This is a genomic window from Blautia sp. AF19-1 (genome assembly GCF_003479155.1).
GTDB lineage: Bacteria > Bacillota > Clostridia > Lachnospirales > Lachnospiraceae > Fusicatenibacter > Fusicatenibacter saccharivorans.
In genome coordinates this window covers 189,349-212,060 of record NZ_QUGQ01000004.1, presented here as the reverse complement: position 1 = coordinate 212,060, position 22,712 = coordinate 189,349, and the positions used below count along the sequence as shown (strand labels likewise).

General features: G+C 50.8%; 11 protein-coding genes and 5 tRNA genes. 14 read left to right on the top strand and 2 right to left on the bottom strand.

The window, feature by feature from the left end; translation table 11 throughout:
* The first annotated feature begins 102 nt into the window (after nucleotides 1-102).
* The 5 genes from DWX26_RS04180 to DWX26_RS04160 all read left to right on the top strand — a co-directional run bounded on the left by DWX26_RS04180 (nucleotide 103) and on the right by DWX26_RS04160 (nucleotide 585).
* Nucleotides 103-174: transfer RNA gene (locus DWX26_RS04180), tRNA-Asn, on the top strand.
* A gap of 54 nt (nucleotides 175-228) precedes the next feature.
* Nucleotides 229-300: transfer RNA gene (locus DWX26_RS04175), tRNA-Glu, on the top strand.
* Between the two features lie 26 nt (nucleotides 301-326).
* A tRNA-Thr gene (locus DWX26_RS04170) sits at nucleotides 327-399 on the top strand.
* Nucleotides 400-403: 4 nt separating this feature from the next.
* A tRNA-Ile gene (locus tag DWX26_RS04165) sits at nucleotides 404-477 on the top strand.
* A 34-nt stretch (nucleotides 478-511) separates the two neighbouring features.
* A tRNA-Asp gene (locus tag DWX26_RS04160) sits at nucleotides 512-585 on the top strand.
* 120 nt (nucleotides 586-705) lie between these two features.
* Here DWX26_RS04160 and DWX26_RS04155 read toward each other — a convergent pair.
* On the bottom strand, nucleotides 706-1,323 hold the full coding sequence (locus DWX26_RS04155) for a flavodoxin family protein (protein WP_022461984.1): 618 nt from the start codon (nucleotides 1,321-1,323) through the stop codon (nucleotides 706-708).
* A 159-nt stretch (nucleotides 1,324-1,482) separates the two neighbouring features.
* On the opposite strand from DWX26_RS04155, the gene DWX26_RS04150 reads away from it, so the two are divergent.
* The gene (locus tag DWX26_RS04150) at nucleotides 1,483-4,815 is read left to right on the top strand and encodes an alpha-L-rhamnosidase (protein WP_158580585.1); all 3,333 of its coding nucleotides are present in this window, start codon (nucleotides 1,483-1,485) and stop codon (nucleotides 4,813-4,815) included.
* 104 nt (nucleotides 4,816-4,919) lie between these two features.
* Here the strand turns inward: DWX26_RS04150 and DWX26_RS04145 are convergent, their stop codons facing one another.
* Nucleotides 4,920-5,294, bottom strand: coding sequence for a metal-dependent transcriptional regulator (locus DWX26_RS04145; RefSeq protein ID WP_055221737.1), 375 nt, complete (start codon nucleotides 5,292-5,294; stop codon nucleotides 4,920-4,922).
* A 221-nt stretch (nucleotides 5,295-5,515) separates the two neighbouring features.
* On the opposite strand from DWX26_RS04145, the gene DWX26_RS04140 reads away from it, so the two are divergent.
* From DWX26_RS04140 to DWX26_RS17050, 8 genes are all read left to right on the top strand, one after another.
* On the top strand, nucleotides 5,516-6,724 hold the full coding sequence (locus tag DWX26_RS04140) for a serine hydrolase domain-containing protein (RefSeq protein ID WP_243030515.1): 1,209 nt from the start codon (nucleotides 5,516-5,518) through the stop codon (nucleotides 6,722-6,724).
* Nucleotides 6,725-7,056: 332 nt separating this feature from the next.
* Nucleotides 7,057-7,284, top strand: a complete 228-nt coding sequence (locus tag DWX26_RS04135) for an HPr family phosphocarrier protein (RefSeq protein ID WP_147326098.1) — start codon at nucleotides 7,057-7,059, stop codon at nucleotides 7,282-7,284.
* 187 nt (nucleotides 7,285-7,471) lie between these two features.
* Nucleotides 7,472-10,807 (top strand): 3'-5' exonuclease, encoded by a 3,336-nt coding sequence (locus DWX26_RS04130; RefSeq protein WP_118600919.1) that lies wholly within the window; start codon nucleotides 7,472-7,474, stop codon nucleotides 10,805-10,807.
* Nucleotides 10,808-10,823: 16 nt separating this feature from the next.
* Nucleotides 10,824-13,013, top strand: coding sequence for a DNA topoisomerase III (locus DWX26_RS04125; protein WP_022461978.1), 2,190 nt, complete (start codon nucleotides 10,824-10,826; stop codon nucleotides 13,011-13,013).
* 176 nt (nucleotides 13,014-13,189) lie between these two features.
* On the top strand, nucleotides 13,190-15,439 hold the full coding sequence (bglX, locus tag DWX26_RS04120) for a beta-glucosidase BglX (RefSeq protein ID WP_117814450.1): 2,250 nt from the start codon (nucleotides 13,190-13,192) through the stop codon (nucleotides 15,437-15,439).
* A gap of 162 nt (nucleotides 15,440-15,601) precedes the next feature.
* The gene (locus DWX26_RS04115; RefSeq protein WP_118600918.1) at nucleotides 15,602-17,851 is read left to right on the top strand and encodes a glycoside hydrolase family 3 protein; all 2,250 of its coding nucleotides are present in this window, start codon (nucleotides 15,602-15,604) and stop codon (nucleotides 17,849-17,851) included.
* Between the two features lie 94 nt (nucleotides 17,852-17,945).
* On the top strand, nucleotides 17,946-20,999 hold the full coding sequence (locus tag DWX26_RS04110) for a glycoside hydrolase family 2 TIM barrel-domain containing protein (RefSeq protein ID WP_055226332.1): 3,054 nt from the start codon (nucleotides 17,946-17,948) through the stop codon (nucleotides 20,997-20,999).
* A gap of 72 nt (nucleotides 21,000-21,071) precedes the next feature.
* Nucleotides 21,072-22,310, top strand: coding sequence for a transposase (locus DWX26_RS17050; RefSeq protein ID WP_243030513.1), 1,239 nt, complete (start codon nucleotides 21,072-21,074; stop codon nucleotides 22,308-22,310).
* Nucleotides 22,311-22,712 lie beyond the last annotated feature (402 nt).

Genomic DNA, 22,712 nt, shown 5'->3' with positions numbered 1-22,712 from the left:
TCGGTCGAGGGCTTGACCTGAATGGTTGTGTTCACAAAATGGAATGATAGATGTGTAGTGTATGCGGTTTTGAAGGTATATCAAATATCTTCAATTAAATAATCCTCGATAGCTCAATGGTAGAGCATTCGGCTGTTAACCGAAGGGTTGTTGGTTCGAGCCCAACTCGGGGAGTGAATGCGACCTGTAAGAGTTTCTTACAGGTCAGTTCTTTCAAAAAGTAAATATGGCTCCGTGGTCAAGCGGTTAAGACATCGCCCTTTCACGGCGGTAACACGGGTTCGATTCCCGTCGGAGTCACTGAATATAAAATATTTGTTATGTATGCCGATGTGGCTCAATTGGCAGAGCAGCTGATTTGTAATCAGCAGGTTATCGGTTCGAGTCCGATCATCGGCTCTTTGGACCTTTAGCTCAGTTGGTTAGAGCAACCGGCTCATAACCGGTCGGTCCCGGGTTCGAGTCCCTGAAGGTCCACTTTAGTTCTATATTTTATATTCTGTATATGTCTGGCCCGGTGGCTCAGCTGGTTAGAGCGCCGCCCTGTCACGGCGGAGGTCGTCGGTTCGATCCCGATCCGGGTCGCTTTAAAAAGTCTGCGGAAGCAGGCTTTTTTCGTGTATAAAATTTCTTCCAGCTATAAAAGATGCCGTATTCCAGACATAGAAAAAAGTCTGAAATACGGCATCTTGCTTAACAGATAAATTAACGGATAAAGTTTGTGCCGACGCGCGGTTCCTTTTCCGGAAGACCAAAGGATTCTTTTCCGAGCTGGATGCTCTTCATCAGAAAACTCATATTCCGTGCAAGGGTACGCATGATCTGCAGGCCTTCGAGATCTTGCTGTGCCTCGTCCGCATTATTTCCATGGATACTGTTCCAATACTGGCCGGAAGCAACCGGCATGCCGGAGATGGTGAAGTATTTGTTCAGCTCATCAAAGGTAGCGGAAAGACCGCCGCGGCGTGCAGAGACAACCGAAGCGCCGACTTTCATGGTCTTGTCAAAGTGTGTGCTGTAGAACAGCCGGTCAAGAAAAGCAATAAGTGTTGCATTTGCAGATGCATAATAAACCGGACTTCCGACAACAAGGCCGTCAGCCTCTTCAAATTTCGGAGCAACCTCATTTACCATATCGGAAAAAGCACATTTTCCGAGCTTGGAACAGGCACCGCAGGCAACACAGCCGCGGATATCTTTATTTCCGATATGTACGATTTCCGCCTCAATACCATTTTCTGTAAAGACTTTTTCCATTTCGTGCAGGGCAGTATAAGTGCTGCCTTTTGCGTGAGGACTTCCGTTGATTAATAATACTTTCATTTGATGGTACCTCTCTTTCGTAATTTTCTTTATTATAACACCGGAAAAGATGCAAATAAAGACGCTTTTTTGGGCAAAAACTGATCTTAACAGAAATAGCTGCTGGACGGTATAATACAATCAGCAAAGAAGGCAAAACTTGCAATGGGAGGTTACCAAATGAAGATAGAGAGAATTCTGATTGAAGATCAGATGGCACCGATCGGGCTGGATGAGAAAAAACCGGCATTTTCCTGGCTGCTGACGGCAGAAGAAGGAGAACAGAATCTGATGCAGAGCGCATGCCGGATCGTTGTGCGCACCGGAGAAGATACTGTGTGGGACAGCGGAAAAATGGAAACCGGCGTATCAACAGGGATTGGTTATGAAGGAGAAGCACTGCAGCCCTGTACCAAATATGAGGTAAAAGCAGAGGTGTGGGATAACCACGGCGGAAAAGCAGAAGCAGAAAGTTCCTTCGAGACAGGCCTTATGGATTCTTTGTATGCAGCATGGGAGGGAGCTGAGTGGATCGGCGCACCGCATGCGACGGTATGCGCGGAAAACCGCGGTGTCTTTACGATCGAGAGTGAATTTCGGATGGAAGGCGGGAAGGGAGAAGCGGGTATCGTCTTTGGAGCCAATGACTTCCGTCTGAACGATCATACGAAAAATGAGCTTGGCATGGAAGGGGAGAACTATATCCGTTATGCTGTGTGCCTTGAGGATGGAGATGCACGCCTCGAAATTTACCGCGTGGGCTATGCGCCGGAGGATACAGCGGAAAAACCGTTTGCCGTTACGAAACTGGTCAACTGGAAAGAGAAAACACAGGAAATCCTGACACCAGAGAATGCCGATGCCTTTCATAAGCTGACCGTAGAGGTTGACGGCAATGTGGCATACGCCTATGTCGACGGCATTCTCGTGGATGCCATTGAAGAGCATGGATTTTTTGGAACGAGAGTATCAGGCCGCCAGCTGAATCCGAGAGGAAATAACGATGTGCTGCCGTATCCGAGACTGAATGAGATCGGATTTTATGCAGGAAAAGGGACGACAGGATATTTTAAGAATCTGACTGTAAGAAACGTAAGAAAACCATCCGCGGAAATTGTTCGTGAGACGCCGGAAGGACGGCTGGATGGGGGAAAAAGTATCTTTGCGGATCAGATTCCGGTGGAAAACGGATACTTTAAAGTAGAAGACAGCCAGATTACGGCAGATCCGTCCCATCATTCAATTCCAATGCTGCGGTCGTGTATTTCCTGCCAGAAAGAGAAAAAACTGGCATCGGCACGCCTTTATATTACTGCGCGCGGTATCTACGACTGCCGGATCAACGGACAGGAGATCACGGAAGATCTGCTGCGTCCGGGTCTGACACAGTATGACCACAGAATGAACTATCAGACATACGATATCACAGGGCTGATGAAACCGGGCCGAAACGGAATCGGCGTGACGCTGGCATCGGGCTGGTGGAGCGAGGCACAGACCTTTGTGGTGAAGAACTTCAATTACTTTGGAGACAAGGAGAGTCTGCTTGCCAAGGTTGTCATGAAGTACGAGGACGGCAGCCGCGAGGTCTTTGGAACAAATACCGAGGATTGGAAGTATTTCGGAGAAGGTCCTTACCTGTTTTCCAGCTACTTTGCCGGAGAGCAGTACGATGCGCGCCGGGCAGAGGTTTACGAAACTTATTCTCTGCCGGAGTTTGATGACAGCACCTGGGAAAAGCCAGTTGTTGTGGATACCGTCATGATCGAAGAGTTCTGCACGATGCCGGGCTTTGGACGGTCCTGGCCGGCGGTTCATGAGCAGAAGCCGGAATATATCGGTGAGTACGATGCGCCGGTGCGGATTGTAGACCGGAGAACGGCAAAGACGAGAAAAGAGCTGTTCCCGGGTGTGTATCTCTACGATCTGGAACAGGAGATGGCCGGTGTACCGCGGATTACACTGCATGAGAAGGCGGGCACAAAGATCATCATCCGCTATGCGGAGGTGCTTTATCCGGATCTGCCGGAGTATGCTGGAAAAGAAGGCACGATGATGCTGGAAAATTACCGGGATGCGACGAGTACGGATGTTTATATCTGCCGCGGCGGGGAAGAGGTGTTCCAGCCGAAGTTTACCTTCCACGGCTACCGCTATATTGAGATCAGCGGTGTGGAGCATGCGCCGGAGCTGGAAGAAGTAGAGAGTCTTCAGTATTCTTCTGTGACGGAATTCCATGGAAGCCTTACGAGTAGCCATAGACTGCTGAACCGGTTTGCCGAGAATGTTTCCTGGTCACAGAAATGCAACTTTATCAACATTCCGACCGACTGCCCGCAGAGAAATGAGCGCATGGGCTGGGCGGGCGATACGCATATTTTCTGCCATACGGCGCTCAACAACAGCAGCCTGAAGAAATTCTATGAGCGGAACCTGCAGGCGATGCGTGATCTGCAGACACCGGAAGGCCAGTACCCGGAGATTGCACCGGTGGGCGGCGGATTCGGCGGCATTACGTATGAGTGTGCGAGTATTTTTATGGCGTGGGAACTGTATGAGCAGTATGGGGATATCCGCACACTGGAGAAATTTTATCCTGGCATGCAGAAATATATGGACTATATGAAGGATAAGGGTCTGCCGGGAACGAAGGTAAATCCGGCGATCGGACCGCTTGGCGACTGGCTGGCACCGGAAGAGACGGATCTGCTGCTTTTATGGAATGCATTCTATTATAAAGAAGCCGATCTGATGAGCCGGATTGCCGGTGCGCTCGGAAGAACAGAGGAGCAGCATCAGTATAAGGCGCTTGCTGCGAAGGTGAAGAAATTCTGGAATGAGACATTTGTACTTCCGGATTCCGGAAAGACCTGCAATGCGGACGGAACGCTGTGTGATACGCAGTGCTCGTATGCAATTGCACTGTCTTATGATGTGGCAGAAGACAGAAAGAGAATAGGAGAGCATCTGATCCGAAAGACGAGAGCGATCGGCCATACGGTCGGAACGGGATTCTTTGGAACGGGTATTCTGAACCAGATGCTGACCGAGCAGGGCGCTGTGGAGGATGCCTGGAAGATGATGCTGCAGACGGCATTCCCGTCGTGGCTGTATCCGGTGACCCAGGGAGCGACGACGATCTGGGAGCACTGGGATTCCTACACGAAGGAAAAAGGCTTCGGCGGACAGAATGCGATGAACTCGTTCAATCATTATTCTCTCGGAAGCGTTCTTTCCTGGCTGTATCACACGGGACTTGGTATCCAGAGAGACGAGACAAAACCGGGTTATCAGCACATTCTGCTGAAGCCGCAGCCGGGCACGCTCGAGTTTATGAAAGGTTCCGTAGACAGCCCGTACGGCGTGATTTCTGCCGGATGGGAGCGGAAAGGTGACAAAATAGAGTATCAGGTTACGATTCCGGTCAATACAACGGCAACCCTGTTTAAAAACACGCAGGATCCGGCGGATACCGTGGAACTGGGAAGCGGAACGTATACTTTTATGCTGTAAAAAGAAAACCCGAAAGGCTCCGGCAAAGAAATGGGAGACTTTCGGGCGGAAAGTGAAACGCTGCCGGAGAGAAGAGAACTCCGGCAGCGTTTTCTTTGTCATGCTTATTTTTCGGCAGTCATGTGCAGATGACGTTTGATCGCTTCAAAGCTTTCCTGGCTGATGACATGCTCGATGCGGCAGGCATCTTCCGTGGCGGTCTGCTCATCAACACCAAGGCTCATCAGGCCGCGGGAGAGGAGCTGGTGGCGCTCATAGATCATCTCTGCGATCGCGCGTCCGCTGTCGGTCAGGTAGATGTAGCCTTCCGGCGTTACGCGGATCTGCTCTTTTTCTCTTAAGTTTTTCATGGCAACGCTGACACTTGATTTTTTAAAGCCAAGTTCTTCTGCAATATCAACACCGCGTACAACGGGTTTTTTCTGACTTAAGACTAAAATGGTTTCCAAATAATTTTCTGCGGATTCGTTCGTTTTCAGCAAGATGTTCACCTCGTTTTTCTAAATAGCTGAAGATTCATAAATATATATACATATAGAATAGCATATTTTTCGGAATAGGGCAATGATGGTTTTTGATGGTTTTTCTTAATTTCAGAAAAGTTGTAAGATTTCAGAAAAAAAAGACAATGAGGATAGAAGAAGAAAAGCAAGATAAAAGATGACAGGGGGCAAAAAGAGAGGTAAAATAGGAAAAAACAATGAAATTTAGATGGAGGTTAGGACATACCATGGAACAGGTGATAAAGAAAAGACTGCAGCAGGTGATGGATGCGTCCGTTGCAAAAGGAGAGACACCGGGCTGTCTTCTGATGGTGATCAAAGACGGAGAGGAGCAGGTTTATCTGGAGAGCGGATATGCGGATATCGAAGCAAAAAAGCCGGTTTCCCGCGATAATATTTTCCGCCTCTACTCCATGAGCAAGCCGATTACCGCGACGGCCATGATGATTCTGGTAGAGCGCGGAATCGTCGATCTGGCGGATCCGGTCAGCAAGTATCTGCCGGGCTTCCGGAACCCGGTTGTATGTACAGCGGATGGGAAGATAGAAAAAGCGGAGCGGGAGATCCTTCTGGAGGATATTATGAATATGACATCCGGGCTGACGTACGGCGGAACGGATGAGACGGGACGGCAGACCGATGCACTTTTTCAGGAGGTGATCCACGGACTTAAGGAAGAAAACGGCGGAACGATCAGTACAGTAGAATTTGCAAACCGTCTTGGAAAAGTCCCGCTTCTGTATCAGCCGGGCCAGTCCTGGAGTTATGGAACGTCGGCGGATGTCGTAGGTGCGGTGATTGAGGTGGCAAGCGGCATGCGCTTTGGGGATTTTCTGAAAAAAGAAATTTTCGAGCCGCTCGGCATGAACGATACCGATTTCTGGGTTCCGGCAGAAAAGCAGGATCGTCTGGCGAAGGTGTATGACTGCAGGGAGGGACAGCCGTCCGTCCGTTATCTGGACAATAACCTTGGCATTCAGAACGATATGGCGTACCGCCCGGCATATGAGGCAGGCGGAGCAGGCCTTGCATCTACCATCGACGATTATGCGAAATTTACGCAGATGCTGCTGAACGGCGGCACCTACAACGGTGTACAGATTCTCCGTCCGACGACGGTAAAATTTCTGGGAGGCCACACATTAAGCGCGGCACAGCAGGCAGGCTTTGATAACTGGATCGGTCTGGAAGGATTTTCCTACGGAAATCTGATGCGTGTTCTGGTAGATCCGACGCGTGCGGTAACGCTGGGAAGCAAGGGTGAGTTCGGCTGGGACGGCTGGCTTGGATGCTACATGGAAGTCGTGCCGGAGCAGAATATGACATTTCTGATGATGACCCAGAAAAAAGATGCCGGAACGTACACCCTGTCCCGGAAGATCCGAAATATTATTTTCAGCGAATAGCTTTTCATGAGAGTGATTCTCAAGTAAGGCCTTCCGGCCCGTCAGATCAGACGAAAAAAGTGCCGGAAAAGAAACAACTTAACGAATCAGACGGAACATATGAGCAAATTGCTGTAAAACTACGTCGAATTTTGTCTAAAACGGATATTTGCAGTGAGACAGATGTATGCTATTTTAGTGTCAGTCGAAAATGAAGGCGATTTCATTACTACTTTCAGAAAAAACAGCAAAAAAGGGATATCGTGTAAGTTTTTGATCAATTTTGAAGGAAATAAAAGAAAAAATTCAAAATTATGAAAAGAAGACCAAAAAGCAGAGAGGATGCAGAAAATATGATTTCGTTACCGTTAAAGTTTGATGAAGTAGAGAGTGTAGAAGAATTTGTAAATATGGTGAAACGCCTGGATTACGACGTTGACGTAAAAATAGGACGATGCGTCTTTGATGCGAAATCCCTGATGAGTGTCCTGATGATCGCCGGAAATCCGGATGCGGTTGTAGAAGCCCATACGAACGATATCGAAGCATTTAAAAAGAAATTTAAGGATTACCTTCAGTAAGAAAAAAAAGTCGGAAAGGCACTGTGTGTAAGATGCATGGTGTCTTTTTTGATGCACGAAAAAGCGGGTGAAGTATCTTGCCGGGGAGACGTGTGCATGGTAAAATAAAGTCTATTGGGATGGAAATAAGAGAATCAAAAGAACGGGCTGATGTAGAAGAAGTTTTTCGTAAAAAAGGAGGCACAAAGTGGAAGAAGAGAAACTGGAAAGAAGCATCAGAAAATCAGAGATTCCCGGACTTACGAGGGAAGAGGAGGAAGCACAGCTTGCGAAGGTGATCGGGATTGCCGAGCAGAATCTGGAACAGGCGAAGGCGGATATCCGGTCGGCGAATGAGGATCTGGCGGATCTGATGGAGACGTATGACGCAAAAGAGGCGGAAGGCCTGGCGCTCTGGAACAACGCGACGGCGAAGCTGAATGCGTACCAGCACGGCATGGCGCGGCTGGAAAAAGCGAGAAAGAAGCCGTATTTCGGGCGGATTGATTTTCAGGATCCGCGGCTTTCGTTTTTAGAGTCCTATTACATCGGGCGCGTCGGCATTTCCGATGAGAAGGCGGAACCGGTTGTGCTGGACTGGCGGGCGCCGATTTCCTCCGTCTATTATGAGAACAGCACCGGGCCGTGCAGCTATACGGTGAGTTCAGAGGGTACTTTTTCGATTGATCTGAAAAGAAAGCGGACGTATGAGATTGAAAATGACCATCTGAAAGACTTTTTTGATTCCGATGTGGTAGCGAACGATGAGCTGCTGACAAAGTATCTGGCGAAGAACAAAAAAGCGGTGCTCGGTGAGATCATTGCGACGATCCAGCAGGAGCAGAACCTCATTATCCGCAGATCCCCGAAGACGAATCTGATCGTACAGGGCGTGGCTGGTTCCGGAAAGACGACGGTGGCGATGCACCGGATTTCGTACATCCTCTATAATTACGAGGAGGACTTCCGGCCGGAGGATTTCTATATCATTGGAAGCAACCGCATTCTGCTGAACTACATTACCAGCGTTCTGCCGGAACTCGATGTGTACGGCATCCGTCAGATGACGATGGAGCAGCTTTTTATCCGGCTTCTGTACGAGGACTGGGACGAAGAAAAGTACACGGTACACACCATCGACCGCGCGGATGAGAAAAACAGCATAAAGGGCGGAAGCGGCTGGTTTTTCGATCTGGAAAATTTCTGCCGTACGTACGAGGCAGAGCAGATTCCGCGGGAGCCGGTGCGGCTGGAAAAAACGGGAACATTGCTTCTGGACGCCGAGTATATTGATAACTATTGCAGGGAGCAGTCCACACTTTCCATGGAAGGAAAGATGTGCATGCTGAACGAGATCCTGCTGGCAAAATTTGAGAACGAGGTTTCGGGAAAAGAAGTGACGTTTCCGGCGCGCGAAAAAAAGGCGCTGAAGCGGAAATACGAGAAATATTTTGGAGATGGAAAATGGCGGGGATCCATTTTTGATCTCTATTTACAGTTTCTGGAGCAGCAGGAGGAGAAAGGAAAAGCGGTGGAAGTGCCGGAAAACTCCTTTGATGTCTATGATCTGGCGGCGCTGGCATACCTCTATAAGCGGATCAAGGAAAACGATCCCGTGCGCGAGGCGAGCCATGTGGTCATCGACGAGGCGCAGGATTTCGGGATGATGGCGTACCAGGTGCTTCATTACTGTCTGCGTGACTGTACGTATACCATTATGGGAGATACGTCGCAGAATATCCATTTTTCCTACGGCCTGAACGACTGGGAGGAGCTGAAAAAGCTGATTCTGACCGGCACGTACGATGCGTTCGGCGTTCTGCGGAAGAGTTACCGGAATACGGTGGAGATCTCCGATTTTGCAAACGAGATTCTGCGGCATGGGGACTTTGCGATCTATCCGGTGGAGCCGGTGCTGCGGCACGGAACGGCGGTGCGGAAAGAAGCATTTGACGATGAAGAGGCGCTGCTCGCCGCGGGTGTTCAGACAATCAAGACATGGCAGGCGCAGGGATATGAGACGATTGCCGTTGTATGCCGGGATGAGGCAGAAGCGGCGGATACGGCGCGGAAGCTGAAACAATACGTGCCGGTTGTGGAGGAGGATCTCGAGACGGCAGAGTTCGGCGAGGGCGTGATGGTGCTCCCGGTGGCATATACGAAAGGTCTTGAGTTCGATGCGGTGCTGCTTCTTGATCCGACGGAAGAAAAATATCCTGAAAATGACGGGCAGGTGAAGCTGCTTTACGTGGCGGCGACGCGGGCACTGCATGAGCTGGCGGTGCTGTATACAGGAGAACTGACGGGAATCCTTGCCAAAGAAGCGCCGAAGGGCCGTCACAATCAGGAATTTGCCATGGAGACGCTGACGAAGGCGAAAGAGTATGAGAAGGTTTCGCTGACGCAGAAGGAGGTGCGTGAGGAGAACCGCGCGATCGGCATTCAGGAGATGGACGAGCGGAACAGCCATGGACCGAAACGGATTGTGATCAAGCCGGAGCAGAGGCCGGGAATGGCGCTTGGAAATACAAGCACGACCGGAACAGCGGTGATGGCAAAAGGCAGTACGGCAACGCGGAGGGCTGCGGTAGAAACGGGAGAAGAAATTGCCGCAAAGACAATGCAGCAGCGTGCACCGGAAGGGGTGTCATCTATTTTTGCTGGTGCGGCTTATCATGGAAAGGCAGGCGGCAAAGCGCCGGGAAGCAGACGGAGTGCAGGAACACAGGCAGGAATGCAATATGGAATGGGCACGGCCGGAGTGCAGAGTGCAAAAAGACCGGGCGGAGCAGGTATGGTACCAGGAGAAGCCGAGAAGACGGAGCGCCTGAATACCTCACCTTACGCTTTCGGTGCAATCCCGGAAAACGAGCTGCTGCGCATCAAGGGCCATTCGAAGATCAAGTGTGCGGTGAAATGGGCGAAGAAAGGAAAATCGGCGGTTGAGATTGCCAGCATGTACGGCATCTTACGCATCACCCCGATCGCGCCGGAGGTGATCCGCATCAGTTTCGTAAAGAGTGTGACCGCAAAAGTGCAGGACACGTACTGGAAGCCGAAGGCAGACACCGCGTTTTCGTGGAGTGCGAAAGAATCGAAGACGGCGGTTCTGGTCGAGACGGAAAAGCTGCGCGTCATGGTAGAAAAAAAGGACGGCGCGGTGCAGTTCCTGACGCCGGACAACAAACCAATCCTTTCCGAGAAGCGTGACGAGCCGCGCATGATCGACGGCGGCATGACATGGACGTTCTTCGACTGGAGCGGTTCCGAAAAGCTGAAAGCAAAAGGCATTCTTTCGACCGAGTGGCTGGATCTGACCGCGAGGGCGCGCTACGTCTCTTTTGGCGGAAAGCAGGCGCGGATGCCGCTGCTTGTTTCGAACCGCGGCTACGGCATTGCGGCCGCCGCGTCCCGGACGGCACTGCTGTGCAATGTACGGACGTTTGGAACGTATCTTCACACCGCAGGGGACGGACAGATTGATTATTACTTCATTCTCGGAAAAGACCGGGAGGAAATTGTAAAACAGTATAAAGAGCTATAAAAGGAGCAGACATTTTATGAAAACTCTGGTAATTGCAGAAAAACCATCCGTGGCACGCGACATTGCGCGCGTACTGGGGTGCAGCAAAAAAGAAAACGGAGCGCTGGAGGGAAACAAGTATATCGTTACCTGGGCGCTCGGCCATCTGGTGACGTTAAAAGATCCGGAAGACTATGACAAAAAGTATAAGGAATGGAATATGGCAGTTCTGCCGATGATGCCGGAAAAACTGCAGATCAAGGTCATTCCGCAGACGGGAAAACAGTACCATGCGGTGACGACACAGCTTGCGCGGAAGGACGTGAATGAGATTGTCATTGCAACCGATGCCGGACGCGAGGGTGAGCTGGTGGCGCGGTGGATTCTCGACAAAGCACATAACCAGAAGCCGTGTAAGCGTCTCTGGATTTCCTCTGTGACGGACAAGGCGATCCGTGAGGGTTTTGCCAATCTGAAGGATGCGAAAGAGTACGACAATCTCTACCGCGCTGCCGTTTCCCGTGCCGAGGCGGACTGGCTCGTCGGCATCAATGCGACGCGAGCGCTGACCTGTAAATACAATGCACAGCTTTCCTGCGGCCGTGTGCAGACGCCGACACTTGCCATGATCGCACAGCGCGAGCAGGAAATCCGTGAATTTGTCCCGAAACCGTATTACACGGTGACGGCCGCGGCGGGCGGTGTGGTCTACACCTGGAAAGATGAAAAATCGGGCGGCACAAGAATCTCCGATCCGGAAAAGGCAAAGCAGATCGCAGAGAAGGCAAAACGGTATCCGCTTGTCTTACAGAACGTAGAAAAGAAGAAAAAGCAGAAAGAAGCGCCATTGCTCTACGATCTGACGGAGCTGCAGCGCGATGCGAGCGCACGGTTCGGCTATTCGGCAAAACAGACGCTGAATCTGATGCAGAGCCTCTATGAGACCCATAAAGTCCTTACGTATCCGCGGACAGATTCACGGTATCTGACGAAAGATATTGTGCCGACGTTAAAAGAGCGGCTGGATGCGGTCAGCATCGGCCCGTACAAAGCACTGGCCCAGCAGGCGAAGCGCAGTCCGCTGAACGGAAAGCTCTTCTTTGTCAATGATGCGAAGGTTTCCGATCACCATGCCATTATCCCGACGGAGCAGTACGTGCAGTTATCCGCACTCTCGAACGAGGAGCGCCGCATTTATGATCTTGTTGTGCGCCGCTTTCTTGCGGTACTGCTGCCGCCGTGTGTATATGAAGAGACGGTGATCCAGGCTTCCATCGAAAAGGAATGCTTTACTGCGCGCGGAAAGCGCATGGTCGAGAAAGGCTGGCAGGAGGCGTACGAGGATAACCGGTACGACGAAGAGGATGAGGCGAAAGAAGAGGTGCGGGAGCAGAATCTGCCGCTTCTGGAGGCAGGCATGAAGATCGGGCAGCCGAAGATCAGTCTCCGCGAAGGAAAGACAAAACCTCCGGCACGCTTCACGGAAGGCACGCTGCTCTCCGCGATGGAAAATCCGGTCCGCTACATGGAAAACCGCGACAGCAGCCTGGTAAAAACGATCGGTGAGGCGGGCGGCCTTGGAACGGTTGCGACCCGTGCGGATATCATCGAGAAGCTGTTCCGCAGCTTTCTGCTGGAGAAAAAAGGCAATGAGATCTATCTGACCTCGAAAGCACGCCAGCTTCTGAAGCTGGTTCCGGCGGATTTGAAAAAGCCGGAGCTGACGGCAAGCTGGGAGATGCAGTTAAACGACATTGCAAAGGGAAAGAAGCGGCGCGATGTGTTTATGGAGGAGATCCGCAGCTACACGGTGGAACTGATCGATGAGATCAAGACGGAAGAGGGAACGTTCCGCCACGACAACCTGACGAACAAGAAGTGCCCGAACTGCGGAAAACGGCTGCTTGCGGTGAATGGAAAGAACGCAAAACTGCTCGTCTGCCAGGACAGAGAGTGCGGCTACCGCGAGACGGTTTCCCGCACGACGAATGCGAGATGCCCGGTCTGCCATAAGCGCATGGAGATGATCGGAAAGGGCGAGGATGCGACGTTTGTCTGCGCCTGCGGCCACAAAGAGCGCATGACAAAATTCCAGGAGCGCCGCAAAAAAGAGGGCGGCGGCGTGACGAAGCGCGATGTGGCAGCTTATATGAAGAAACAGAAAAAAGAGGCCGAAGAGCCGGTGAACAATGCGTTTGCCGCGGCATTAAAAGGAATTAAATTATAAAAAAGGGAGCGAGTTCTGCCGAAAATCAAAAAACGGCGGAACCCGCTTCTTTTGTTAAAATCGTTGAGGAAAAGGTCAAAAAAAGTGATTGTTTTATGCAGAGTTATGCCGTAAAATAGAAACAAATGATATAAGAAACAGGAAAATTCTGAAAATAACAACAGGGAGGTTTTTCAATGAAACAGACGGATCTGGAAAAACTGCTGGCGGATATGTCGCTGAAAGAGAAAGTAGATCAGATGCTTCAGTTAAGCGGAGCATTTTACCTCGGGGATGAAAACAGCGTCCTGACCGGCCCGGCAAATGACATGGGAATCGGAAAAGAGGACCTGGAGATGGCCGGTTCCATTCTCGGTGCAGCCGGTGCCGATACGATGAAAAAACTGCAGGATGACTACATGGCAAAACAGCCGCATCACATCCCGATGCTGTTCATGATGGATGTCATTCACGGCATGAAGACCATTTTCCCGGCGCCGCTGGCGCAGGGAGCCACTTTTGATCCGGAGCTCTCCGGCGAGTGCGCGTCTGCAGCCGCAAAAGAAGCATCCGCGGCCGGACTTCACGTTACCTTTTCTCCGATGGTTGACCTTGTGCGCGATGCGAGATGGGGCCGCGTTGTGGAATCCACAGGCGAAGATCCGTACCTGAACAGCCGCTTTTCCGAGGCGATCGTAAAAGGCTTCCAGGGAGATGATTTAAAAACACCGGGAAAAGTTGCCTCCTGCATCAAACACTTTGCAGGCTACGGCGGAGCAGTCGCAGGAAGAGATTACAACACCGTAGAGCTCTCAGAGCATACCTTCCGTGAATTCTATCTTCCGGCATACAAAGCAGGCATCGATGCGGGCGCAGCGATGGTGATGACATCATTCAACACGATCAACGGCGTTCCGGCGAGCACCAACAAATGGCTGATGCGCGATATCCTGCGCGGCGAGATGGGATTTGACGGCGTGCTGATTTCTGACTTTGCAGCCATTCTGGAAACCGTTGCCCACAGAAGCTCGAAAGATGCCGCCGATGCAGCGAAAAAAGCGCTGGAGGCAGGCGTGGATATTGATATGATGACATCCGTTTACGCCGCAAACCTCTGCCGTCTCGTAGAAGAAGGTGAAGTGGACGAGCATCTGATTGACGAGTGCTGCCTGCGGATTCTGGAGCTGAAAAACAAACTGGGACTGTTTGAAAATCCATATAAAGATGCAGATGCCGAGAAAGAGAAAGCATACAACCTCTGCCCGGAGCACCGTGCACTGGCGAAAAAAGCAGCGGAGGAATCCTTCGTCCTGCTGAAAAACGACGGCGTACTGCCGCTTGACACTTCGAAAAAAATCGCATTTGTCGGCCCGTATACCAACAATCATGAAATCAAGAGCAGCTGGTCCTTCACCGGCGACAGCAAGGACTGCGTGACGATTCAGAAAGCAGCCGAGAAAGTCTTCGACGCATCACGCACCACGTATGCAGAAGGATGCCCGGTTATCGGAAACGATGTGGAGCTGATCGGATTTACCGAGACGACACCGAAAAAATACAGTGAGGAAGAGCTTGCTGCCATGGAGCAGAGCGCACTACAGGCAGCAAAAGAGGCCGATCTCGTGGTAATGCCGATGGGTGAGCATTATCTGCAGAGCGGCGAGGCGACCAGCCGTGCCATGATCGATGTGCCGGAAATCCAGATGGAGCTGTTCCACAAAGTGCTGGCCGTTAACCCGAATGTGGTTGTCGTTCTGTTCAACGGCCGCCCGCTGGATCTGCGGGAAATCAGCGCTAAAGCAAAAGCCATTCTCGAGGTATGGTTCCCGGGAACCGAGGGCGGAAGCGCTGTTGTGGATGTCCTGACCGGAAAGAAAAATCCGTCTGGCAAGCTGCCGATGAGCTTCCCATACTGCGTGGGCCAGGCACCGGTCAGCTACAACGAGTATTCCACCGGAAGACCGAATCTGCCGGGCATGAAAGAGCGGTTCCGTTCCAAATATCTTGACATTCCGAATGCACCGCTGTATCCGTTCGGCTATGGTCTTTCCTACACGACATTTGCCGTTTCGGATGTCGTGCTTGACCAGAACGAGATGGATAAGAATGGCAGAATTGCAGCAAAAGTAACCGTGAAGAATACCGGTGATGCTGCAGGCTGCGAGGTTGTTCAGCTGTACATCCGCGATGATTATTCCGATGTGGTTCGTCCGGTGAAAGAGCTGAAAGGTTTCCGGAAAGTAGAGCTTGCCCCGGGTGAGGAGCAGGAGGTTACGTTCTATATTACCGAAGAGGATCTGCGCTACTACCGGCTCGACGGAACCTTCGGCAGCGAGCCGGGTACCTTTACGGTGATGATCGGCAACAGCAGCACGACGGAAAACAGTGCAGTATTTACTTTAACACCAGTAGACAAGAAGTCCCCCGCTTCTAAAGCGGTGGGATGAATTGTTAAAAGAAACATAACGGCAGTGGCAGGCGGAGAGAAATCGGTATCCTCCACTGACATGAGGCAAATCACAGTCGAACTATTCTCGACATGTCAGACTCCGTGAAAATACCTACTGTGAGTTGAAACAAAATAAATTGGGAAAAGAAGGGTGAAATTTATGGAGAAAACAACGAAAAACGGAATCCACCGGATCCGCCAGGAGGGCGGAAAAACGATCGCCTGGGCAGAGGAGTCCGGAGTTAAGGTACTGGAAAAAGACGGGTATTACTTTAAAGACCTGGCAAAAACCGGCGAACTGCTGCCGTATGAGAACTGGCGCCTCTCCGATGAGGAGAGAGCCGCAGACCTTGCGGGCCGTCTTTCCATCGAGGAGATCGCTGGCCTTATGCTGTACTCACCGCACCAGGCCGTACCGCCGATGCCGGGCGGTCCGTTCCAGGGAACGTTTGACGGAAAAACGTATCTGGAATCCGGCAAAGAACCGTATGCGATTTCAGATCAGCAGAAAGAATTTCTGGAGGACGAGCATATCCGCCATATCCTGCTGACGAACGTGGAAAGCCCGGAGATTTCCGCAAAATGGAGCAATGAGCTGCAGAAACGGGCAGAGACACTGCCGTATGGTATTCCGATCAACCTCTCCTCTGATCCGCGGAATGGAGCAAAGGATTCTGGCGCAGAGTTCAAGAGCGGCGGAAACGAGATCAGCAAATGGCCGGAGGGTGTCGGCTTTGCAGCATGCTTTGACCCGGAAGTAGCCGGACAGTTTGCAAAGGATGCCTCCCGTGAGTACCGGGCACTCGGCATCACAACGGCACTCGGACCGCAGATCGACCTCTGCACCGAGCCGAGATGGATGCGCTTTGTCGATACGTTAGGCGAAGAAGTGGAGATGTCCAAAAAGCTTACCAAAGCGTACTGTGACGGTATGCAGACAACGGAAGGGGAAGCAGACGGCTGGGGAAAAGACAGCGTCAACACGATGGTCAAACACTGGCCGGGCGGCGGCACCGGAGAGGCCGGACGCGATGCACACTATGCATTCGGACAGTTTGCCGTTTATCCGACCGGAAATTTTGAGGAGCATTTAAAACCGTTTACCGAGGCAGCCTTCCACCTGGACGGACCGACCGACTGCGCATCCGCGGTTATGCCGTACTACACCGTATCCTACGGCGTGGACAAGAAAAACGGCAAGAACGTCGGAAACTCCTACAGCGAGTACCTGATCAAGGATCTGCTGCGCGGAAAATATGAATTCAAAGGCATTGTCTGCACCGACTGGGGCATCACCCAGGATCCGGAGAAGACGATTGAGGGATTTGGAAGCCGCTGCTACGGCGTGCAGGATATGACCGAGGCAGAACGGTGTCTGCTGGCGATCACAAACGGCGTTGACCAGTTCGGCGGAAACAGCGAGTCCGGTCCGATTGTCGAGGCGTATAAGATCGGCTGTGAGAAATACGGCGAGAAAGCGATGCGTGAGCGCATGGAGCTGTCCGCCAAACGTCTTCTGATCAACATTTTCCACTGCGGCTTGTTTGAGGATCCGTATCTTGATCCGGAAGAATCCGCAAAGATTGTAGGATGCGAAGAGTTCTGCCGCCATGGCTATGAGGCACAGCAGAAATCCATCGTCCTGCTGAAAAACAGTGCGAAACGCGCACCGGAAGGACAGAAGGGTGTGCTGCCGCTGAAGAAAGGTTTGAAGGTTTATATTCCGGAGAGAAAGATCGGACCGTCCAAAGCGTTCTTCCGCATCGATCTGCCGGCAAAAACCGAAGATCCGCTGCCGGATGGACTGCCGTCCAAGTACGGTACACGCGTATCATCACCGGAGGAGGCCGATGTGGCGCTGGTATTTATCGAAAGCCCGGCATGCAACCCGTATTCCACCGAAGATCTTGCGAACGGCGGCAACGGATATCTGCCGATTACACTGCAGTACCGCCCGTATACGGCGAAAAAAGCGCGTGAGGTGAGCATTGCCGGCGGTGATTTCCGCGAGAATTTCACGAACCGCAGCTATCTTGGAAAGACAAACACTGCCTACAACGAGGCTGATCTCGACAATATTCTCGAATGCCGCCGCGCGATGGGCGACAAGCCGGTGATCGTCTGCGCAACCGTCAACAACCCGATGGTGATGCATGAATTTGAAGCCGAAGCCGATGCGATCGTCGCAGAGTTCGGTGTTTCGAGAGCCGCTGTGCTCGACGTTGTCTTCGGCGGTTACAACCCGACCGGCCGTCTGCCGATCCAGATGCCGAAGGATATGGATGCGGTTGAGGAGCAGAGCGAGGACCGTGCGTTGGATATGGAAACCTATATTGACAGCGAAGGACATAACTATGACTACGGTTATGGCATGAATTACGAAGGCGTTCTTCCTGCATGGAAAAAGTAAAAGAATAACAGAAAACCTGATCGGCACCGGGACCGCGTGTGTTTCGGTGCCGATATTGGAAACAAAAGACAGAATAAGGAGGACTTAAAAAGAGATGATTGTTCCAAAATATTTCGAAGATTTCGATCACCTGCATGTGAATACCATGCCGAACCGTGCCTACTACATTCCGGCATCCCGCCGCATGGAGGATCTGGTGGAGAACCGGGAGGCGTCGGACCGCTTTTTCCTGCTTTCCGGCGACTGGAAATTTCGCTATTTTACCAGTGTTTACGATGTAAAAGAGGAGTTTTTCGCAGAAGGATACGACACTTCTGCATTCGAGACGATTCCGGTGCCGTCCGTCTGGCAGAATTATGGCCATGACCACCATCAGTATACGAACGTCCGCTACCCGTTCCCGGTGGATCCGCCGTATGTGCCGTATGAGAACCCGTGCGGTGCGTACGTGAGAACGTTCGAGTGGAAAAAACAGGAGGAAGCACCGAGGGCATTCCTGAATTTTGAGGGCGTGGATTCCTGTTTCTACGTGTGGATGAACGGCAGCTTCGTCGGCTACAGCCAGGTGTCTCATTCTACGAGTGAATTTGATGTAACAGACTTCTTAAAAGATGGCACCAACACCATCGCCGTACTGGTGCTGAAATGGTGCGATGGAAGCTATCTCGAGGATCAGGACAAATTTCGCATGAGCGGCATTTTCCGCGATGTCTATCTGCTTGCAAGACCAGAAAAAGGCATCCGCGATTACTTTGTAAAGGCAGCGCCGGATGCATCGTACCAGAATGGAGAAGTTTCGATTGCGATTACCTGGAATGACGGGGAACCGCAGGAAGGAACGGCAAAGCTGTTTGATGCAGAAAATCATCTTGTGGCAGAGGCAGCGTTTGACGGCGATACGGTTCAGATGCATGTAAAAGATGCACATCTGTGGAATGCCGAGGAGCCGTATCTGTATACGCTGGTGCTGGAGACGGCGGGTGAGGTGATCAATGATCATGTCGGCATCCGTGAGATCCACGCGAAGGACGGTGTGCTGTACCTGAACGGCGTGAAGATCAAATTCCACGGAACAAACCGCCACGACAGCGATCCGGTGACGGGATTTGCAATCAGCCTTGCACAGATCAAAAAAGATCTGAAGGTAATGAAAGAGCACAACATCAATGCGATCCGGACCAGCCATTACCCGAATGCGCCGTACTGTTATCAGCTTTATGACCGTCTCGGTTTTTATGTCATCGATGAGGCGGACAATGAGAGTCACGGCACAGAGGAAATTTATGCGAATTACACGAGCTGGGAAGAGTATGCGAAGAACTGGAATAAACTAATTGCGAACAATCCGGTATTTACCGAGGCAACCGTAGACCGCACACAGCGTTGCGTAGAGCGCGATAAAAACCGCCCGAGCGTTGTCATCTGGTCGATGGGAAATGAGTGCGCATACGGCTGTACCTTCGAGGCGGCCTTAAAGTGGACGAAGGAATTTGATCCGACGCGTCTGACGCACTATGAGTCGGCACGGTATGTGGATGATCCGAAGAAATACGATTACAGCAACCTCGACCTCTACAGCCGCATGTATCCATCACTCGAGGAGATCAAAAAAGAGCTGGTGGAGTACGGGGATAAGCCGTATATCATGTGCGAATACTGCCATGCGATGGGCAACGGCCCGGGAGATCTTGAAGATTACTTTGAACTGATCCACAGCGAGGAGAAGATGTGCGGCGGCTTTATCTGGGAGTGGTGCGACCACGCGATTGATATGGGAAAAACGATCGAGGGAAAGAAGATGTACGCGTACGGCGGCGACCACAACGAGTATCCGCACGACGGCAACTTCTGCATGGACGGACTTGTTTATCCGGACCGCACACCGCATACGGGTCTGATGGAATTTAAAAACGTGTATCGTCCGGTGCGCGTGACGGGATATGATGCCGAAAAGGGTACACTGACCATCAAAAACTATATGAATTTTGTGAATCTGAAAGATTACGCTGTGCTCGGCTATGAAGTGCTTGTGGACGGTGAAGTGACGGAGAGCGGCAAGATTACAGATGAAGCACTGCTGGAGCTTGCGGCAGGCTGTGAGAAGACGATTCCGCTTGCCATTTCCGTGTCGGAGCAGGGAAAATGTGCGCTGAAGGTTACCTGGTATCAGAAACAGGCCACTGAGGTGCTGCCGGAGCAGTTCGAACTGGGATTTGAAGAAGTTCCGGTGAAAACGAAAGATAATCAGAACCAGAAGGCAAAAGAGATGATGAAGCGCCCGGATGGAACGGCTTCGTTTGGATGGAAAGAGGACGATCATTATCTGACGGTATCGACGGAACAGTTCAGCTATACCTATAATAAGTTCACCGGCCTGTTCGAGGAAATGTGCTATGCCAACCAGAATCTGCTCGACCGCCCGATGGAGCTGAACATCTGGCGTGCGCCGACAGACAATGACCGCAATATCAAGAATACCTGGATGCGTGCTCAGTATGACCGCACCGTGACGCGGGCGTATGAGACAACGGCAAAAGAAGAAAACGGCTGCGTGGAGATCGAGACAAGCTATTCGATTTCGTCGCCGGCTCTGCAGCGGATCCTTGCAGGTGTGATCAAATGGACAATTTATAGCGACGGAACGACCGATGTCCATGTAGAAGCAAAGAAAGACCCGGTATTCTCGGTTCTGCCGCGTTTTGGCCTGCGCCTGTTCCTGCCGAAATCGTTTGCAAAACTGACCTACTGCGGTCTCGGTCCGGTGGAGAGCTACGTGGATAAGCACCAGGCAAGCTATCACGGCGTTTTCCACAGCACACCGGCAGAACAGCAGGAAGACTATATCCGCCCGCAGGAGAACGGCAGCCACTACGACTGCGATTATGCAAGTCTTGCCAGTGATCGTGCGGTATTGACGGCAGTGGGCGAGAAAACCTTCTCATTCCAGGCATCTATTTACACGCAGGAGGAGCTGACCGCGAAAGCCCACAACTATGAGCTTCGGCCGTGCGGAAGCACTGTTTTCTGCATCGACTACCGCCAGGCCGGGATCGGATCGGCAAGCTGCGGACCGATGCTGCTGGAAAAATATCAGCTGAAAGAAACCGAAATCAGCTTCGATGTGCGGCTGAAACCGGAACTGCTGTAAAGTGTAGAATTTGAAAAATAAGAAAAGCGCTGTGCCCTCTCTCTGAAAGGTGAGGGAACGGCGCCTTTTTATATGATGTACAAAAAAAGTCTTGATAAACCTATTGAATTATCCTGGGCAAAAGTCTTTGCTGATGAAATATTTCCTGCCATTGATGAAAAGCGTTTTTCTGTCTTATACAGCGATAAGGCATCCAGACCGAATACTCCGGTCAACGTGATTGTTAGTGCGCTCATTATCAAAGAGCTTTTTGATTATTCCGATGACGAGATGGTCGAAAATCTTATGCTGGATTTTCGAATTCAGTACGCACTGCACACAACAAGTTTTGAAGAACAGCCTTTGAGTGACAAGAACTTAAGCCGTTTCCGCAAGAGGTGCTATGATTATGAAACACTTCACAACAAGGATCTTTACCATGATTGTGTGAAAGATTTAAGTGCTTCCATTGCAAAACTGATGGGAATCAGCGGTAAAGTCAGACGTATGGATTCCATGATGATCGAATCCAACGTCCGCAGGCTCAGCCGAATGGAACTGATATACACCTGCATTGCAAAGCTGGCGATGTATGTGAATAAAATCAATGGTTCCGTTCTGTCTGGCAATTTAAAACATTATATCGATCCTAACGATTTCAACAGAGTGATGTATCATCAGCGCAGTACCGATGCAGATGAGCGCATGAAGCAGCTCTTAACGGATGCGGATAAACTTCTTGCCCTGTGTGAGTCTGATTACAATGATTCAACAGAGTATGATCTGTTTGTCAGATGCCTGTCAGAACAGACCATTGTTGAAAATGAAAACCGAAGACTCCGCACGAAAGAAGACGGCGGCATGAAATCAACCATGCTGCAGAATCCTTCTGACCCTGAAGCGACATTCCGGAATAAAGCAGGAAAAGAGCATCGAGGATATGCTGCTAATCTTGAAGAATCCGTTGGAGCCAATGGTTCTGTTGTAACAGAGTACCAGTATGAGCAAAACAACCATAGTGACAGTCAGTTTATCCAGGAGCACCTTGCGCAGATGGATAACCAGGAAGAACGGACTGTTATAGTCACGGATGGAGCATATAGTGGAACAGAAAACACACAACTTGCAGCTCATAAAAACGTAGAACTGATTACCACAAGTCTGACGGGGAAACCGGCTCCGGATATCCTTGCTGATTTTGAATTCAACGAAGAGGGAACAAAAGTCCTCCGATGTCCAGCCGGCCATGCACCGAAAAGCTGTTCTTATATGAAACCAAGCAATCAGTGTGCCGTTTCCTCTCTGCATGAGCAGTGTGCCAACTGTCCGTAGCAGGATCAATGCAAGCCGAAGATCTTTAAGAAGGTTGCAAAAATAGTAACATCCAAAGCAGCGCATGAACGTGCGAAAATCCAACGGAACATGAATAGCAAAGAATTCAAAAATTATACAAGGCTGCGTAATGGAGTGGAAACTGTTCCATCGAATATACGCAAGAATTACCACTTGGAAAAGATACCTCGTGGGAAACGGCGGGGCAAGTTCTTTTTCGGTTCCAAGATAGCAGCATTGAATTTCAGAAAACTCTTCAACTATGTGAAGGGTTTAGGACATTACGCTCAAAATCCGGTACTTGTATAAAATCAAGGAAGGGAATACCAGCGTATATCCGAAGAAATCCGGTATTACACTACAAAATATGAATTTTTCAAGGTGCTATAGAAATAGAGGACA

Excerpts from the sequence above, each read along its gene's own strand:
- DWX26_RS04155 (WP_022461984.1), bottom strand. The coding sequence starts at position 1,323 with ATGAAAGTATTATTAATCAACGGAAGTCCTCACGCAAAAGGCAGCACT.
- DWX26_RS04150 (WP_158580585.1), top strand. The coding sequence starts at position 1,483 with ATGAAGATAGAGAGAATTCTGATTGAAGATCAGATGGCACCGATCGGG.
- DWX26_RS04140 (WP_243030515.1), top strand. The coding sequence starts at position 5,516 with ATGAAATTTAGATGGAGGTTAGGACATACCATGGAACAGGTGATAAAG.
- DWX26_RS04135 (WP_147326098.1), top strand. The coding sequence starts at position 7,057 with ATGATTTCGTTACCGTTAAAGTTTGATGAAGTAGAGAGTGTAGAAGAA.
- DWX26_RS04125 (WP_022461978.1), top strand. The coding sequence starts at position 10,824 with ATGAAAACTCTGGTAATTGCAGAAAAACCATCCGTGGCACGCGACATT.
- bglX (WP_117814450.1), top strand. The coding sequence starts at position 13,190 with ATGAAACAGACGGATCTGGAAAAACTGCTGGCGGATATGTCGCTGAAA.
- DWX26_RS04115 (WP_118600918.1), top strand. The coding sequence starts at position 15,602 with ATGGAGAAAACAACGAAAAACGGAATCCACCGGATCCGCCAGGAGGGC.
- DWX26_RS04110 (WP_055226332.1), top strand. The coding sequence starts at position 17,946 with ATGATTGTTCCAAAATATTTCGAAGATTTCGATCACCTGCATGTGAAT.
- DWX26_RS17050 (WP_243030513.1), top strand. The coding sequence starts at position 21,072 with ATGATGTACAAAAAAAGTCTTGATAAACCTATTGAATTATCCTGGGCA.